Here is a 16331-nt window from a genome sequence, read left to right on the forward strand (position 1 = left end):
AGCAGGCCGAGGCTTGCTGCGACTCCGAAACACACCCGTTCGAGTGATTCATCCGCGCCATAGAGACAGCGCTGGCGCCTCCAGCGTTCCCTCCCCCCTTGTGGGGGAGGGCCAGGGAGGGGGGTGAGCCCCGACCGCAGGCAAAGCGATAGACGGAAACCGCCCTCACGCCACCCCTCCCAGCCGCAGCTCGCGGGTGTCGTCGAGGCCGAGGGGACCGTGGGTGGCGGCGACGACGATGCCGCCGCCGGACAGATGCGCCTTCATCAACCCGGCGAGGCGGGCCTGGGAGGCGACGTCGAGGGCCGCGGTCGGCTCGTCGAGCAGCCACACCGGCCTGTCGACAGCCACCAGCCGGGCGATCGACAGCCGCCGGCGCTGGCCGGCCGACAGGAAGCCGGCCGGCAGGTCGGCGATCTCGGCGAGCGCCACGGCGTCGAGCGCGGCGTCGATGCGGCCGCGGTCGCCGCCCAGGAAGTCGATCCAGAAGGCGAGGTTCTCGGTGACGCTCAGCGACGTCTTCAGGGCGTCCTGGTGGCCGAGATAGTGGGCCTGCTCGGGCACGGTCAGCTCGGGATCGCCGCCGTCGAGCGTCAGCGTGCCGGCGGTGCGCCGGACCAGCCCGGCGATCAGCCGCAGGAGCGAGCTCTTGCCCGCCCCGTTCGGGCCGACCAGCAGCAGGGCCTCGCCGCCGGCGGCCCGGAAGCCGAGCCCGGCGAAGATCTCGCGCTGTCCCCGCACGCAGGCGAGATCGCTTCCGATCAGGTCCATCCCGGTCTCGACCGCCCCCGGAGCCGGCCCGGCCGGTCTCCGTCCCCCGTTGACTTGTTTAGAATCGCGACGATGTAGCAGAATTCCAAGAAAGCTCTTATAAGCAGCCACCGTGCCCATCACCCACCAGACGACAGCCCGGTGCCGCGCACAGGCGATCACTATCGCCACGGGGTGCTCTCGTCGACAGGCATCCGGCTCCCGGCCGGAACGGAACCCACCCTCATGACCGCAATCGACAGCTTCAAGTGCACCCGAACCCTCAAGGTCGGCAACAAGAGCTACGTGTATTACAGCCTGCCGGTCGCAGAGAAGAACGGGCTCAAGGGAATCTCCCGCCTGCCCTTCTCGATGAAAGTGCTGCTCGAGAACCTGCTGCGCCACGAGGACGGGCGCACGGTCACCAAGGACGACATCCTGGCCGTCGCCGCTTGGCTGAAGAAGCGCACCTCGTCGCGTGAGATCGCGTTCCGTCCGGCCCGCGTGCTGATGCAGGACTTCACCGGCGTTCCGGCCGTGGTCGACCTCGCGGCGATGCGCGACGCGATGAAGAATCTCGGCGGCGACCCGAAGAAGATCAACCCGCTGGTGCCGGTCGACCTGGTCATCGACCACTCGGTGATCATCAACTTCTTCGGCTCGAACGACGCCTTCAAGAAGAACGTCGACGAGGAGTACAAGCAGAACCAGGAGCGCTACAAGTTCCTGAAGTGGGCGCAGCGCTCCTTCGAGAATTTTCGCGTGGTGCCCCCGGGAACCGGCATCTGCCACCAGGTCAATCTCGAATACCTGTCGCAGACGGTGTTCAGCGCCAAGGGCAAGGCCACGGTCGGCGGCAAGACCGTCGAGGCCGAGATCGCCTATCCGGACACGCTGGTCGGCACCGATTCGCACACCACCATGGTCAACGGCCTCTCGGTTCTCGGCTGGGGCGTCGGCGGCATCGAGGCCGAGGCCGCGATGCTCGGCCAGCCCTACTCGATGCTGCTGCCCGAGGTGGTCGGTTTCCGGCTCGACGGCAAGCTCAAGGAGGGCGTGACGGCGACCGACCTCGTCCTCACCGTCACCCAGATGCTGCGCAAGAAGGGCGTGGTCGGCAAGTTCGTCGAGTTCTTCGGCCCCGGCCTCGCCGGGCTGACGATCGCCGACCGCGCGACCATCGGCAACATGGCGCCCGAATACGGCGCCACCTGCGGCTTCTTCCCGGTCGACGAGGACACGCTGGCGTTCCTCACCGGCACCGGCCGCAGCGCCGCCCGGGTGGCGCTGGTGAAGGCCTATGCCAAGGCGCAGGGCATGTACCGCACCCGCAACACGCCGGACCCGGTGTTCACCGAGGTGCTCAAGCTCGACCTCGCCAAGGTCGAGCCGTCGCTCGCCGGCCCGAAGCGGCCGCAGGACCGAGTGCCGCTCAAGAAGGTGAAGGCCGGTTTCGAGGCGGCGCTCGCCGAGGAGTTCGGCAAGCCGGGCGAGATCGGCAAGCGCGTCGAGGTCGAGGGACGTGATCACGACCTCGGCCACGGCGACGTGGTGATCGCGGCGATCACGTCGTGCACCAACACGTCGAACCCGAGCGTCATGCTCGGCGCCGGCCTGGTCGCCAAGAAAGCGGTCGCCAAGGGCCTCAAGGTGAAGCCGTGGGTGAAGACCTCGCTCGCCCCCGGCTCGCAGGTGGTCGGCGAGTATCTCGCCAAGTCCGGCCTGCAGAAGGATCTCGACAAGCTCGGCTTCAACCTGGTCGGCTTCGGCTGCACCACCTGCATCGGCAATTCGGGTCCGCTGCCGGCCGAGGTGTCGAAGGCGATCAACGAGAACGACCTGGTCGCCGCGGCCGTGCTGTCGGGCAACCGCAACTTCGAGGGCCGGGTCAATCCGGACGTGCGGGCGAACTATCTCGCCTCGCCGCCGCTGGTCGTCGCCTACGCCATCGCCGGCAACATGAACTTCGATCCGGTGAAGACCCCGCTCGGCGTCGACAAGGCCGGCAAGAAGGTGTTCCTCAAGGACATCTGGCCGACCAGCAAGGAGATCGCGGCGGTCGTCAAGAAGGCGGTGACGAAGCAGCTGTTCGCCAAGAAGTACGCCGACGTGTTCAAGGGTGACGCCAACTGGGCCAAGATCTCGGTCAAGGGCGGCCTCACCTATGCGTGGGACAACGGCTCGACCTACGTGCAGAACCCGCCCTACTTCACCGGCATGGGCAAGACCCCGGGCGCGACCAGCGACATCGTCGAGGCGCGCGTCATCGGCCTGTTCCTTGACTCGATCACCACCGACCACATCTCGCCGGCGGGATCGATCAAGGTGACGTCGCCGGCCGGCCAGTACCTGATCGACCACAAGGTGAAGCCGGTCGACTTCAACCAGTACGGCACGCGGCGCGGCAATCACGAGGTGATGATGCGCGGCACCTTCGCCAACATCCGCATCAAGAACCAGATGGTGCCGGGCGTCGAAGGCGGCGTGACGATCCACTATCCGTCGAAGGAGAAGATGCCGATCTACGACGCGGCGATGCGCTACAAGAGCGAGAACGTCCCGCTCGTGGTGTTCGCCGGCAAGGAGTACGGCACCGGCTCGTCGCGTGACTGGGCCGCCAAGGGCACGGTGCTGCTCGGCATCCGGGCCGTGATCGCGCAGTCGTTCGAGCGCATCCATCGCTCCAACCTGATCGGCATGGGCGTCGTGCCCCTGGTGTTCGAGGAGGGCACCTCGTGGCAGTCGCTCGGGCTGAAGGGCGACGAGCGGGTCACGCTGCGCGGGCTCGGCGCCGACCTGAAGCCGCGTCAGACGCTCGAGGCCGAGATCACCATGGCCGGCGGCAAGGTGAAGAAGGTGCCGCTGATCTGCCGGATCGACACGCTCGACGAGCTCGAGTACTTCCGCAACGGCGGCATCCTGCACTACGTGCTGCGCCAGCTCGCCGCCTGATCGGCGGACCGCATCACCGAGCGGCCGCCGTTCTCGCGCGGCGGCCCCTCGTCCACGACCGAACCGAATCGCCGCGCGAATCGCCGGTCGATTCGGTGCAATCCTGCGTGGCTACGCGCAAACACGGCCTCACTCCGAAGTGAGTGGCGGCCTATGCCGACGCCGTACTATCCAGGTCGTGCGGTGACGATCGTGTCGCCGCCCCGCGCCCTCCGGACGCCGCAGGCCTTTCGAGGACAACAACATCAGGTCCGTCGCAACGGACCGCCCGGTGCGCCGCCCCCGCGGTCGCGCCTTTTCGGATGACGAGGTCGACCATGAGAACGAGACGCGCGCGATGGACCGGCGGTCTCGTGCTCGGCCTGATCGGATCCGGCCTCGTGATCGCTCCGGCGCGGGCCCAGTCGTCTGTCCCGACTCCGGCGCCCACCGCCCAAGCGCCCGCTGCGCAGGCGCCCGCTGCGCAGGCGCCCGCGACCCGCTCGCTCGCCACACCGCCGCCGGCGGCGACCAGCGCCCCCCAGCTCTCCTCCGCCCAGTCAAGCCCGGCGCTGCCGGCGTCGCTCAGCGGCCAGATTCGCGGCGTGGTCGAGCTCTTCACCAGCCAGGGTTGCTCGTCCTGTCCGGCCGCCGACCGGGTGCTCGCCGAGTTGAAGAAGGATCCCACCCTGGTCGCGGTCAGCCTGCCGATCACCTACTGGGACTATCTCGGCTGGAAGGACACGCTCGCCGATCCGCGCCACACGGCCCGCCAGACCGCCTACTCGCAGGCGCGCGGCGACCGCTCCGTCTACACGCCGCAGGTGGTCGTCAACGGCACGGTGCATGCGCTCGGCAGCGACCGGACGGCGATCGAGGCCGCGGTGACGCGCGGCCGCGCCCGGGGCATCGCGATGTCGGTTCCGGTGCGCGTTTCGGTCGCCGACGGCAAGGTGTCGGTGAGCACCGAAGGCGCGCGTCCCGCCGTGGCGGCCGGGACCGGCGCGCCCGTCCCGGCGACCACCGGCGAGGTCTGGCTGCTCGGCGTCACCTCGGCCGTCGAGGTCGCGGTCGGTCGCGGCGAGAACCAGGGCCGCACCATCGTCTACAACAACGTCGTGCGCCGCTGGGTGAAGCTCGGCGACTGGACCGGGGCGCAGCGCACCTGGTCGGTGCCGGTCGCCGACCTGCGCAGCGAGCGGATCAGCGAGAAGATCGACGCGGTCGCGGTGCTGATCCAGGGCGGCAGCGCCAAGGCGCCCGGCGCGATCTACGGCGCCGCCTTCGAGCGCCTGCACTGACGAGGCGCCCCGCGCGCCGGACAAAAAAAGAAGGGCCGGCAGGACCGGCCCTTTTGCTGTCTATCGGGATGCTCCCGGACGGAGGCCGAAACCGTTCCGTCCATCGACGCCAGGGTCCGGCCCTTACGAGCCCGGGGGGCTGGGGGGCTGAGGAACCGGTTCTCTTCTCGGACCGGACCCAAGGTCGATGGTGATGTGATCGCATCCCGGCTCGGCCGGGGCGAGGCCGAATTCCGGCAATCTTATGAAGCGATTGACGAATGCGTGATCGGTCCGTGAGAGGCCGTGACCGCGCCGCCGCCGGAGGACGGCGTGGGGTGGCGCGGCGCGCCCGCCGGGCCGCGACCGGACGTCGTCCCGGACGCCCTTGCTCTCCGCCAGCCCGAAGGTGATCATGACGGGACGACGACATGACTCACCAGGAGGAGCCGGATGAGCCTCGAGCTTGGCGACAGCGACCCGAGCGAGTCCCGCGGGGGCGAGGGAGCGGTGCTCGCCCCGTTCCCGGCCACCCCGTCCCGCGTCACCTTCAACAAGCGCGAGCTCAGCCGCATTCTCGGCCTCTACGGCCGCAAGGTCGCCTCCGGCGAATGGCGCGACTACGCCATCGACTTCCACAAGGACCGCGCCGTCTTCTCGGTGTTCCGCCGCACCGCCGAGGTGCCGCTCTATCGCATCGAGAAGAATCCCAAGCTGTCGCGCCGCCAGGGCGCCTGGCGGGTCGTCTCGGCCACCGGGCTGATCGTCAAGGTCGGCCACGAGCTCGACCGCGTGCTGCGCGAGCTCGACCGGGTCAGCCTGCGGGTGGTGAGCTGAGGGCAGACGCCGCGACCGCGCGGTCGCGGAAACGAAAACGCCCCGGCGCGGGCCGGGGCGTTTCGTCTCGGGAGCGTGTCCCGGCTGCTGTGGGCCGCGTCAGCGGCGGTCGCCGACCAGGCGGAGCAGCATCAGGAACAGGTTGATGAAGTCGAGATAGAGCGAGAGCGCGCCCATCACGGCCTTGCGGCCGGCCAGCGTGCCGTCGTCGTTCACGTCGTACATCTCCTTGATCTTCTGGGTGTCCCAGGCGGTGAGCCCGGCGAAGATCAGGACGCCGGCGACCGACAGGGCCCAGTCGAGCCCGCTCGACTTCAGGAAGATGTTGACGAGGCTCGCGATGATCAGGCCGAACAGGCCCATGATCAGGAACGAGCCCATGCCCGAGAGGTCCTTCTGGGTCGTGTAGCCCCACAGGCTCAGCGCCCCGAAGGCAGCGGCCGAGATGAAGAACACCCGGGTGATCGACGCCGCCGTGTAGACCATGAAGATCGAGGCGAGCGACAGGCCGAGCAGGCCGGCATAGACGAAGAACAGCGTGCGGGCCGTTCCGGCCTGCAGGCTGTTGATCCGGAAGCTCAGGAAGAACACCAGGCCGAGCGGAGCGAGCACCAGCACCCACATCAGCGGGCTGCCGAACAGCGTCTGCCCGAACGCGGTGAGGCCCGTGATGTTGCCGGCCGCGTCGGTCACGACCGCCATGCTGTAGGTCAGCCACGCCGTGATGCCGGTGAGCGCCACGCCGAGCGCCATGTAGTTGTAGACCGTGATCATGTGGGCGCGCAGGCCCGCATCGACCGCGGCGGCGCGGTCGCCCGCATAGCCGCGGGACGCGATGGTATGGCGATCGAAGTCCGACATGGGGGAAGATCCTTTCTGTCCACCCGAGGGCGGGCTCGGGGGGAGCCCGCACCCATCAAACCTGGCCGGAATGTAGGACGCCGGCGCGTCGCGGTGAAGCCCGCCGGGGCGTCACGCCGCATGACATTTTCGCCATCGGGCGACGTCGTAAACGCTTTTCGGCGCCGGCGAGCGCCCCGGCGGGACGGTTCGGCGGGCCGCCACGAGGTGCCCGGCGCCCAAAAGCGAACCGGGGCCGCGTGGCGGCCCCGGTCGGTCGAACGACGCTTTCGTGGCGCCGCCGCGTCACTCCTCGCGCTGCCCGAAGAGCTGCAGCAGCATGGTGAAGAGGTTGATGAAGTTCAGGTAGAGCGACAGCGCGCCCATGATGGCGGAGCGCTCCATCACATCGCCCTCCATGGCGCCGTAGATGTACTCGTTCTTCAGACGCTGGGTGTCGTAGGCGGTGAGGCCGGCGAAGACCAGCACGCCGATCACCGAGATGATGAACTGCATCATGGTCGAGCCGAGGAAGATGTTCACCAGGCTCGCGATGATGATGCCGAACAGGCCCATGATCAAGAACGAGCCCATTCCGGACAGGTCCTTCTGGGTCGTGTAGCCCCACAGGCCGAGCGCGCCGAACGAGGCGGCCGTGATGAAGAACACCCGCACGATCGAGGTGTGGGTGAACACCATGAAGATCGAGCCGAGCGACAGGCCGACCAGTGCGGCATAGACCCAGAACAGCATCTGGGCGGTCGCCGGGCGCATGCGCTCGACGCCGAAGGACAGCGCGAAGACGAGGCCGAGCGGGGCCAGCATCACGAGCCACTTCAGCGGCGACACGAACACGGCGTAGCCGATCGGGGTCAGGTACATGCTGCCGATGCGGGCCGGGCCCTCGACGCCGCCGCGCATCACCGCGCGGGCCGCGGAGGCCGGGTCGCCCGTCACCGAGAGCATGTAGATGCCGAGCGCGGCGAGGCCGGTGATCGCGAGGCCCAGGACCATGTAGTTGTAGACGCGCAGCATGTAGGCGCGCAGACCGGCGTCGATGGCCGCTGCCTCGGCACGCGGCACCGTCCCGTAGGCCGCCCCGATCGTTTGACGCTCGTAGTCCGACATCGTCGAACCCCCTTCTCGTGTTGTCCGCCAATCCGCGGCGTGTCGCCCCGCGGGTCGAGCCGCCGGGATGGGGTGGCTCGATGTGTGCCCATTATATGCGAGCGGCCGCTCCGGCGCGTCGGCGACGGATTGTCGCAAACCGCGAATTTGCTTGGCCCAACCGGCATTTGTGTCGCGGCGTGTTGTCGCAAAGCCGCGGCGGCCGAAGCCGTCGCGGCCTCACCTCGCAGCCGAATGGTTAAAGAGCCCTCAACACGCCGGCGGGCTTGCGCCCCAGCGCCGCGACGGTGCCAACGAGGCCGCACGCGACCGTCACGGCGAGCGCGCCGAGCGCCGCCATCAGGGCGGGAACGGCCTGCCAGACGAAGGGCAGGTTCATCAGCCCCGCGACGATACGCCACCCGGCGATCGAGCCGGCCAGCATGCCGAACACGACCGCGGCGGCGCCGATCAGCAGGTATTCGATAAGGTAGGCTCCGACGAGCTGCCGGCGGGTGGCGCCGAGCGTCTTGAGCACCACGGCGTCGTAGACCCGGTGACGGTGCCCGGCGGCGAGCGCGCCGGCCAGCACCAGGACGGCGGAGAGCAGCGTGATGCCGCTCGCTCCCTGCACGGCGCGCGCGAGATTGCCGACGACGCGCGCGACCTCGCCGAGCGCGTCCTTGACCGGCACCGGCGTGATGGCCGGGAAGCCCTGCGCCACCGCGTTCAGGAGCGCCGCCTCCTCGGCCGGCGTGCCGCCGTCCCGGAACGTCACGGTGGCGATGTCGGTGTGCGGGGCCCCGGCGAAGGCGCCGGGCGAGAAGACCAGCACGAAGTTGATGCCGAGCGACTGCCAGTCGACGGTGCGGATGTTGCCGATGCGCGCCGTGATGTCGCGGCCGAGCACGTTCACGGTGAGCGTGTCGCCGAGCTTCAGGCCGATGCCCTCGGCGATGCGCTTCTCCAGCGAGAGGAGCGGCGGGCCGCGATAGTCCTCGCCCCACCAGGTTCCTTCGACGACGCGCGAGCCCGCCGGCACCGTGCCCGCATAGGTGATGCCGCGGTCGCCCGTCATCGCCCAGGCGGCGTCGGGGCGGATCTTCAGGTCCTCGGCCTTGACGCCGTTCGCCGCGACGATGCGACCGCGCAGCATCGGCACGCGCTCCAGGGTCGCGACCTCGCCGCGGGCCTTCACCAGCGCGTCGAAGCGGTCGCCGTCGCGGGTCGGGATGTCGAGGAAGAAGAAGGACGGCGCCCGCTCGGGCAGCGTCGCGGTGAGCTGGTGGCGCAGATTGCCGTCGACCTGCAGGATGGTGACGAGCAGCGCCATGCCGAGCCCGAGCGAGATGACGACGGTGGGGGTCAGGGCGGCCGGCCGGTGGATGTTGGCGACGGCGAGCCGCAGCACCGCCGACCGCGCCCGCGGCGCGCGCCGCGCCGCCGCCATCACGGCGGTGGCGACGAGACGCAGCAGCAGCAGCACCGCGACCGCCGATCCGACGAAGGCGAGCGCGATGCGCCGGTCGTAGGAGGCGCCGATGGCGAGCGCCGCGAGCGCCGACGCGGCGAGTGCGGTCGCCACCATGTAGCGCCGGCGCGGGCGACGCTGGTCGGGCGTCACGGCGTCGCGGAACAGCGCCGAGACCGGCACGTCGTGGGCGCGGCCGAGCGGCCACGCCGCGAAGGCGATCGCGGTGAGGAGCCCGTACAGCAGCGACAGGGCCAGCACGTCGAGATGCAGCGTCGGCGCGAGCGGCAGCGGCAGGACGGCACCGAGCGCGCCGGCGATCGCGAAGGGCAGGGCGGCGCCGAGCAGCAGGCCGATCCCGCCGCCGATCGCGGCGAGCAGCAGAATCTGCGCAAAGTAGAGCCCGACCACCTGGCCGCCGGTGGCGCCGAGCGACTTCAGCGTGGCGATGGTGTCGCGCTTGCGGTCGAGATAGTGGCGGGTCGAGTTGGCGACTCCGACGCCGCCGACCAGCAGGGCGGTGAGGCCGACCAGGGTCAGGAACTGGGTGAAGCGGTCGATGTTGCGCTCGAGGGCCGGCGAGGCGTTGCCGCTCGCCCGCACCTCCCACCCGGCCGACGGGAAGCGCTTGTTGGCGGCCGTCTCGACGGCCTCGGACGCGGCGATCGGATCGCCGGCGAGCCGCACGCGATAGAGCCAGCGCACCAGGCTGCCGGGCTGGAGGAGCCCGGAGGCGCGCAGCGCATCCTCGCTCACCAGCACGCGCGGCCCGAAGCCGACCCCGCCGGCGAGCCGGTCGGGCTCGCGCACCATGCTGCCGTTGAGCACCAGCGTGGCCGAGCCGACCGTCACCCGGGCGCCGCGCTCGAGCCCGAGCCGCGCCAGCAGCAGCGGATCGACCACGGCCCCGTAGGCGTCGCCGTCGCGGGCCAGCAGGGCCGCCAGCGGCGCCGGCGGGTCGGTCTCGACCTGCCCGTAGAGCGGGTAGGCGGCGTCGACGGCCTTCAGCTCGACCAGCGTCGACTTGCCGTCCGGCGTGCGGGCGAGCGCCCGCATGGCGGCCGCGACCGAGAGGTCGCCGCTCGCGGCGATGAAGGCCCGCTCGTCCGGGCTCGCCTCGCGCTGCACGAGGTTGAACGAGATGTCGCCGCCGAGGATCGCGCGGCCCTGCTGGGCGATGCCCTCGGACAGGCTGCGCGAGATCGAGCCGACGCCCGCGATGGTCATCACGCCGAGCGCCATGCAGGCGATGAAGACCGAGAAGCCGGCGAGGCCGCCGCGCAGGTCGCGGGTCGCGATGCGCAGCAGCGTGCGCCAGCGCGCGACCGTGCCGGAGCGGGTCGGCGCGGCGTCGACGGTCGCGTCGGCCGCCGTCATTGGGCGGCCACCGCGGAAGCGCCGGCCCGGCCGGCCGCCGTGTCGGCATCGATGCGGCCGGAGCGCATGCGCACGACACGGTCGCAGCGCGCCGCGAGCCCGGGATCGTGGGTGACCAGCACCAAGGTCATGCCGCGCTCGGCCTGGCCGGCGAACATCAGGTCGACGATGCCGCGCCCCGTCGCCTCGTCGAGATTGCCGGTCGGCTCGTCGGCGACCAGGATCGACGGCGCGGGGGCGAGGGCGCGGGCGAGCGCGACGCGCTGCTGCTCGCCGCCGGAGAGCTGGGACGGGTAATGGCCGAGCCGCTCGCCGAGCCCCACCGCGGCGAGCTCGCCGCGGGCGATGTCGAAGGCGTCGCGATTCCCGGCCAGCTCCAGCGGCACGGCGACGTTCTCGATCGCCGTCATGGTCGGGATCAGGTGGAAGGACTGGAACACGATGCCGATCTTGCGGCCGCGGAACCGCGCCAGCGCGTCCTCGTCGAGGCCGCCGAGATCGGTGCCGTCGACCCGGACGGCGCCGGAATCCGGCCGCTCGAGCCCCGCCATCACCATCAGCAGCGTCGATTTGCCCGACCCCGACGGTCCGGTGAGGCCTATCGCTTCGCCACGCCCTATATCCAGGGCGATGTCTTTCAGGATGTGGACCCGCGCCGCATCCCGGCCGAGCGACAGGTCGACGCCGGACAGCGAGATGGCGGGTGCGAGGGAGCGAATGATCTCGGTGCGTGTGGTCTTGGAGCTTGTGTCGTCCATCGTCGGGTCTGTGCTGCGCCGTCCGTGGCGGGAGGAGACGGGAGTGCCGGTCGGCCGCGCCCCAGCGCCGGCGCGGTCCCGGGACGGTCTTGTCCGGGCGCGACGGCAGCCTCCCTCATATGGGACGCCGGGACGCCGGGTCCAGCCGGGCCGGCTCGCCGCCCTGGTCGCCGGGCTCGCCGGCGTGACGCTGCTCGCCTTGGCGGGTACGTCAGGCGCCATGGCCCAGACCACAACGTCCCAGACCACAACGTCCCAGACCACGCCGGCCCCGCTGAAGATCGTCGCGCTCGGGGATTCGCTCACCGCCGGCTACGGCCTGCCGCCCGCCGACTCGTTCCCGGTGCGGCTGGAGAAGGCGCTCGCGGCGAACGGTCGCACGCCCCGGCCCGTCACGGTGGTCAATGCCGGCGTGTCGGGCGACACGGCGACCGACGGCCTCGCCCGGCTCGACTGGGCAGTCGGCGACGACGTCGACGGCGTGATCGTCGAGCTCGGCGCCAACGATGCGCTGCGCGGCACCGACCCGGCGATCACCCGCACGGCGCTGGACGAGCTCCTGACCCGGCTGAAGGCGCGCGGCCTCCCGGTGCTGCTCGCCGGCATGCTGGCGCCGCCCAACATGGGGCCGGAGTTCAAGCAGGCCTTCGACCGGATCTTCCCCGAGCTGGCCGAAAAGCACGACGTGCTGTTCTATCCGTTCTTCCTGGACGGGGTGGCGGCCGAGCGCGGCCTCAACCAGCGCGACGGGATGCATCCCGAGGCCAAGGGCATCGCCGTCATCGTCGAGCGCATCCTGCCCAAGGTCGAGGAGCTGGTCGGCCGCGCCGCCGCCCGCCGCGACGGCAAGTGACGACGGCGCCGTCTTTCCGGGCCGGCGCACCGCGCCGGACCCGGACTCCAGCGACATCGACCGCGATCCACGCTGGAGTCCGGGTTCGCGTGCCTTCGGCCCGCGCCCCGGAATGACCGGAGAATGAAACCCGGACGAAAGCGATGCCCAGATTGTTCACGGCCCTGGAGATACCCCCCGCCGTCGGCGAGCGGCTGTCGATGCTGCGCGGCGGCCTGCCGGGGGCCCGCTGGATCGACCCCGAAAACTACCACCTGACGCTGCGCTTCATCGGCGACATCGACGACGCGCTGGCGAACGACATCGTCCAGGTGCTCGCCGGGGTGCGGCGCGCCGCCTTCGACCTCGTGCTCGACGGGCTCGACGCCTTCGGGGGGCGCAAGCCGCGCGCCGTCTTCGCCGCGGCGCCGGCCGTCCCGCCGCTCGTCGAGCTGCAGGCCGAGCACGAGCGGCTGATGCGGCGAATCGGGATCCCGGCCGAGGGGCGGAAGTTCTCGCCGCACGTCACGTTGGCGCGGCTGCGCCAGACCTCGGCGCGCCAGGTCGCCGACTATCTGGCGGCCCGGGCGGACTTCCGCTCGGCCGCGTTCCCGGTCGAGCGATTCGTGCTGATGTCGTCGCGCGCCTCGACGGGCGGCGGCCCCTATGTGGTCGAAGCCGCCTATCCGTTGCGGGCGGAGGCGCTCGCCGGCCCGGCGGAGGGCTGAGCCGCCGCGGCCCCGCCGGCCGTCGGGCGCAGCAGGCGGACCTGGAAGTCGAAATACGCCGCCGCGAGGCTGTGCCCGTCGGTGAGGATCTCGCGCATCACCGACAGGGGCGTCGGCCGGGCGTTCTGCACCTTGCCGACCACGGTGCCGAAATCGAACGAGAATTCGGCCTCGAACTTGCGCGCGAGCTGCTGCATCCGGTGGTTCTCGGACATGCAGGCGACGTGCATCAGCTTGATGCCGCGGTTGCGGGCGACCAGCAGGCAGCGCTCGAGGAGGGCGGAGCCGACGCCGTGGCTCTGCCAGGGCCGCTCGACGCTGAACGCCGCCTCGGCCTCGTGGCTGGTCGCCGGCGGGATGAGCCGCAGATCGGCGGCGCCGCGCAGCGTCCCGTCCACGAAGAAGCCGTGAATGATCGTGTCGGCGTCGATCGTCTTCGCGTAGCTGCGGATCATCTCGTCCGAGACGGCGCCGCCGAAACGGTTGCGGCGGCTCTCGGCGTCGAGCCGCAACAGGTGCTCGCGATAGGTGCGCGCCTCGATCGGCCACAGCTTGCGGATCAATCCGCCTTCGATGAACACTTCCTGCATTCCGGGGGTCTCCTGCGCTTGCGCGTCTTCGGTCCCCGGCGTTTCCCCGTGCACGTCCGGACTGTCCCGGACCGGACTCTCGGTCCGACGACTTTTGTTGCACTGCAACATAAGTACGGCGTCCCCCGACGCCAGGGGTCACTATCGCAACGCTGGTATTCCGGGAATTTGATCTGTCGTAAGGGTCGAGGGGATTCTCGTTATGCGCGAATGCTTATAGACAAAAGTTGCATGCGGCGTTCCGTCCGATGCTCCACCCCGCCACCGGTGCCGGTCGCGGAGTGAATCATGAACATCGTGCTTGTGGATCGGCCGCTCCGCCGGCTAAACGAAACCCGATCCCGCGACCCGGAACGCTGATTGTCCATCATCGAGCGATACGCCGCCCTCGTCGCGGCCGGAGAGATCGAGCGCGACCGCGCCCAGGGGCGCGTCGTCGAGGCGCTCGGGGCCCTGCAGGAGCGGCTCGCCACCGAGCGGATCGCCAAGAAGTCCTCGGCGCTGGGCTGGTTGTTCGGCGGCCGCGAGACCAAGCGCCCACCGTTCGTGCGCGGGCTCTACCTTCACGGCGAGGTCGGTCGCGGCAAGACCATGCTGATGGACCTGTTCTACGCGACGAGCCCGACCGAGAAGCGCCGCCGCGCCCACTTCCACGAGTTCATGGCCGACGTCCACGAGCGCGTGCACGTCTATCGCCGCCGCCTCAAAGCCGGCGAGATCACGGGCGGCGACCCGATCGCGCTGACCGCCGCCGATCTCGCCGCCGAGGCGTGGCTCCTGTGCTTCGACGAGTTCCACGTCACCGACATCGCCGACGCCATGATCCTCGGACGGCTGTTCACGAAGCTGTTCGAGCGCGGCGTCGTGGTGGTGGCGACCTCCAACGTGGTGCCGGACGAGCTCTACAAGGACGGGCTCAACCGCGCCCTGTTCGTCCCCTTCATCGGGCTCCTGAAGGAGCACATGGAGGTGCTGCGGCTCGATGCCCGCACCGACTATCGCCGCGAGAAGCTCGCCGGCGTGCCGGTGTGGCACACGCCCGCCGACGCCAGGGCGGATGCGGCGCTCGACGACGCCTGGCACCGGCTGACCGGCGGCCACGAGACCACGCACCACACCATGACCGTGAAGGGCCGCGTCGTGAAAGTGCCGCGCGCCGGCATGGGCGCGGCCCGCTTCAGCTTCCGCGATCTGTGCGAGCAGCCGCTCGGCGCCTCCGATTATCTGCGCATCGCCCACGAGTTCCACACGCTGGTGCTCGACCGCGTGCCGGTGATGGACTTCGCCAAGCGCAACGAGGCCAAGCGCTTCATCGCGCTGATCGACATGCTCTACGATCACGGCGTCAAGCTGGTCGCCTCGGCCGAGGCGGAGCCGGAGGAGCTCTATCACGCGACCGTCGGCTACGAGGCGAACGAGTTCAAGCGCACCGTGTCGCGGCTGATCGAGATGGGATCGGAGAGCTATCTCGAGCTGCCGCACGGCCAGCGCGGCACCATGTCGGGCGACACCGCCGGCCTCGTCGAGACGTGACGGACCGGGACCTGATGACACCTCGCCCCGCCGCGGCGGGGCGGCTGGAGCGGCCGGGCGGACGCGCCCGGGAGGAACTGTCGACCGAGGGTTTCGCGCGCCGCTGGTCGCGCGAATTAGGCCCGGGGTGCGAATACGGTCGCGACGGCGGGGCGCGACTTGAACGCACCGCGGGAACGCGATAACACCCGAAACCCCCACCGGACAGCAAAAGTTCGAGGACTTCCCCACAATGGCACGGCACAAAATCGCATTGATCGGCGCAGGTCAGATCGGTGGCACGCTGGCCCATCTCGTCGGGCTGAAGGAGCTCGGCGACGTCGTGATGTTCGACATCGCCGAAGGAATTCCCCAGGGCAAGGCCCTGGACATCGCCGAGTCCTCGCCCGTCGACGGTTTCGACGCCCGTTACGCCGGCACCAACTCCTACGAGGCGATCGAGGGCGCCTCGGTCTGCATCGTCACGGCGGGCGTGCCGCGCAAGCCCGGCATGAGCCGCGACGATCTCCTCGGCATCAATCTGAAGGTGATGGAGCAGGTCGGCTCCGGCATCCGCAAGTACGCGCCGAACGCCTTCGTGATCTGCATCACCAACCCGCTCGACGCGATGGTGTGGGCGCTGCAGAAGTACTCGGGCCTGCCGAAGAACATGGTCGTCGGCATGGCCGGCGTGCTCGACTCGGCGCGCTTCCGCTACTTCCTGGCCGACGAGTTCAACGTGTCGGTCGAGGACGTGACGGCCTTCGTGCTCGGCGGCCACGGCGACACCATGGTGCCGCTCGCCAAGTACTCGACCGTCGCCGGCATCCCGCTGCCCGACCTCGTCAAGATGGGCTGGACCACCCAGGCCCGCCTCGACGCGATCATCGACCGCACCCGCAACGGCGGCGCCGAGATCGTCAACCTGCTCAAGACCGGCTCGGCCTTCTACGCGCCGGCCGCCTCGGCGATCGCCATGGCCGAGAGCTATCTGCGCGACAAGAAGCGGGTGCTGCCCTGCGCCGTCCATCTCGCCGGCGAGTACGGCCTGAAGGACACCTATGTGGGCGTGCCGGTGGTGATCGGCGCCAAGGGCGTCGAGCGCATCGTCGAGATCGAGCTGGCCGGTGGCGACCGCGCCGCCTTCGACAAGTCGGCCGACGCCGTGAAGGGCCTGATCGACGCCTGCAAGAAGATCGCGCCCGACCTCGCGGCCTGACGCGGCCCGGACGACACGACCTTTCGACAGCGACCTCGGGGCGCGCGGGCTTCCGGCCCGGCGCCCCGAACCGAGACACTGAAGCGTGGCAACGCCGTC

13 protein-coding genes are annotated in these 16331 nt (G+C 70.2%); 7 read left to right on the plus strand and 6 right to left on the minus strand.

Annotated features, from left to right (window positions below; all coding sequences use genetic code 11):
- Positions 1–165: 165 nt before the first annotated feature.
- A complete protein-coding gene (ccmA, locus tag CCR97_RS02560; protein ID WP_111359383.1) occupies positions 166–771 on the minus strand; it encodes a heme ABC exporter ATP-binding protein CcmA in 606 nt (201 codons plus the stop codon).
- A 225-nt stretch (positions 772–996) separates the two neighbouring features.
- Here ccmA and acnA point away from each other — a divergent pair, with 225 nt between their 5' ends.
- The 3 genes from acnA (at position 997) to CCR97_RS02575 (ending at position 5798) form a co-directional block, all read left to right on the plus strand.
- Positions 997–3702 carry an aconitate hydratase AcnA gene (gene acnA, locus CCR97_RS02565; RefSeq protein ID WP_111359384.1) on the plus strand — a complete coding sequence of 902 codons (2706 nt, stop codon included), beginning with the start codon at positions 997–999 and terminating at the stop codon, positions 3700–3702.
- A gap of 317 nt (positions 3703–4019) precedes the next feature.
- Entirely contained in the window at positions 4020–4982 is a 963-nt protein-coding gene (locus CCR97_RS02570) for a DUF1223 domain-containing protein (RefSeq protein WP_201159278.1), read from the plus strand.
- Between the two features lie 432 nt (positions 4983–5414).
- Positions 5415–5798 (plus strand): DUF2794 domain-containing protein, encoded by a 384-nt coding sequence (locus CCR97_RS02575; protein WP_111359385.1) that lies wholly within the window; start codon positions 5415–5417, stop codon positions 5796–5798.
- Between the two features lie 99 nt (positions 5799–5897).
- On the opposite strand, the gene CCR97_RS02580 is transcribed toward CCR97_RS02575, so the two are convergent.
- From CCR97_RS02580 to CCR97_RS02595, 4 genes are all read right to left on the minus strand, one after another.
- On the minus strand, positions 5898–6659 hold the full coding sequence (locus CCR97_RS02580; RefSeq protein WP_111358088.1) for a Bax inhibitor-1/YccA family protein: 762 nt from the start codon (positions 6657–6659) through the stop codon (positions 5898–5900).
- Between the two features lie 285 nt (positions 6660–6944).
- Positions 6945–7766 (minus strand): Bax inhibitor-1/YccA family protein, encoded by an 822-nt coding sequence (locus CCR97_RS02585; RefSeq protein ID WP_111358089.1) that lies wholly within the window; start codon positions 7764–7766, stop codon positions 6945–6947.
- Between the two features lie 238 nt (positions 7767–8004).
- The gene (locus CCR97_RS02590; RefSeq protein WP_111358090.1) at positions 8005–10593 is read right to left on the minus strand and encodes an ABC transporter permease; all 2589 of its coding nucleotides are present in this window, start codon (positions 10591–10593) and stop codon (positions 8005–8007) included.
- Positions 10590–11351 carry an ABC transporter ATP-binding protein gene (locus CCR97_RS02595; protein WP_111358091.1) on the minus strand — a complete coding sequence of 254 codons (762 nt, stop codon included), beginning with the start codon at positions 11349–11351 and terminating at the stop codon, positions 10590–10592. The genes CCR97_RS02590 and CCR97_RS02595 overlap by 4 nt, the downstream gene beginning before the upstream one ends.
- A gap of 220 nt (positions 11352–11571) precedes the next feature.
- Between CCR97_RS02595 and CCR97_RS02600 the strand changes: the two genes are divergently transcribed.
- Both CCR97_RS02600 and thpR read left to right on the plus strand, forming a co-directional pair.
- Positions 11572–12204 carry an arylesterase gene (locus CCR97_RS02600; protein ID WP_201159279.1) on the plus strand — a complete coding sequence of 211 codons (633 nt, stop codon included), beginning with the start codon at positions 11572–11574 and terminating at the stop codon, positions 12202–12204.
- Between the two features lie 143 nt (positions 12205–12347).
- The gene (thpR, locus tag CCR97_RS02605; protein ID WP_111358093.1) at positions 12348–12911 is read left to right on the plus strand and encodes an RNA 2',3'-cyclic phosphodiesterase; all 564 of its coding nucleotides are present in this window, start codon (positions 12348–12350) and stop codon (positions 12909–12911) included.
- Here the strand turns inward: thpR and CCR97_RS02610 are convergent.
- Positions 12866–13501, minus strand: a complete 636-nt coding sequence (locus tag CCR97_RS02610; RefSeq protein WP_170145911.1) for a GNAT family N-acetyltransferase — start codon at positions 13499–13501, stop codon at positions 12866–12868. The two genes, thpR and CCR97_RS02610, sit on opposite strands and share 46 nt — an antisense overlap.
- A gap of 360 nt (positions 13502–13861) precedes the next feature.
- On the opposite strand from CCR97_RS02610, the gene zapE reads away from it, so the two are divergent.
- Both zapE and mdh read left to right on the plus strand, forming a co-directional pair.
- Positions 13862–15034 (plus strand): cell division protein ZapE, encoded by a 1173-nt coding sequence (gene zapE / locus CCR97_RS02615; RefSeq protein ID WP_111358095.1) that lies wholly within the window; start codon positions 13862–13864, stop codon positions 15032–15034.
- A 232-nt stretch (positions 15035–15266) separates the two neighbouring features.
- On the plus strand, positions 15267–16232 hold the full coding sequence (gene mdh, locus CCR97_RS02620) for a malate dehydrogenase (RefSeq protein WP_111358096.1): 966 nt from the start codon (positions 15267–15269) through the stop codon (positions 16230–16232).
- Positions 16233–16331: the final 99 nt, after the last annotated feature.

The organism is Rhodoplanes elegans (assembly GCF_016653355.1).
In the GTDB taxonomy this organism is placed as follows: Bacteria; Pseudomonadota; Alphaproteobacteria; order Rhizobiales; family Xanthobacteraceae; genus Rhodoplanes; species Rhodoplanes elegans.

What these genes read in the sequence shown, in the direction of transcription:
- thpR (WP_111358093.1), top strand. Translation starts at nt 12,348, where the DNA reads ATGCCCAGATTGTTCACGGCCCTGGAGATACCCCCCGCCGTCGGCGAG.
- CCR97_RS02590 (WP_111358090.1), bottom strand. Translation starts at nt 10,593, where the DNA reads ATGACGGCGGCCGACGCGACCGTCGACGCCGCGCCGACCCGCTCCGGC.
- CCR97_RS02610 (WP_170145911.1), bottom strand. Translation starts at nt 13,501, where the DNA reads ATGCAGGAAGTGTTCATCGAAGGCGGATTGATCCGCAAGCTGTGGCCG.
- CCR97_RS02575 (WP_111359385.1), top strand. Translation starts at nt 5,415, where the DNA reads ATGAGCCTCGAGCTTGGCGACAGCGACCCGAGCGAGTCCCGCGGGGGC.
- CCR97_RS02600 (WP_201159279.1), top strand. Translation starts at nt 11,572, where the DNA reads ATGGCCCAGACCACAACGTCCCAGACCACAACGTCCCAGACCACGCCG.
- acnA (WP_111359384.1), top strand. Translation starts at nt 997, where the DNA reads ATGACCGCAATCGACAGCTTCAAGTGCACCCGAACCCTCAAGGTCGGC.
- CCR97_RS02595 (WP_111358091.1), bottom strand. Translation starts at nt 11,351, where the DNA reads ATGGACGACACAAGCTCCAAGACCACACGCACCGAGATCATTCGCTCC.
- CCR97_RS02570 (WP_201159278.1), top strand. Translation starts at nt 4,020, where the DNA reads ATGAGAACGAGACGCGCGCGATGGACCGGCGGTCTCGTGCTCGGCCTG.
- mdh (WP_111358096.1), top strand. Translation starts at nt 15,267, where the DNA reads ATGGCACGGCACAAAATCGCATTGATCGGCGCAGGTCAGATCGGTGGC.
- CCR97_RS02585 (WP_111358089.1), bottom strand. Translation starts at nt 7,766, where the DNA reads ATGTCGGACTACGAGCGTCAAACGATCGGGGCGGCCTACGGGACGGTG.
- CCR97_RS02580 (WP_111358088.1), bottom strand. Translation starts at nt 6,659, where the DNA reads ATGTCGGACTTCGATCGCCATACCATCGCGTCCCGCGGCTATGCGGGC.
- ccmA (WP_111359383.1), bottom strand. Translation starts at nt 771, where the DNA reads ATGGACCTGATCGGAAGCGATCTCGCCTGCGTGCGGGGACAGCGCGAG.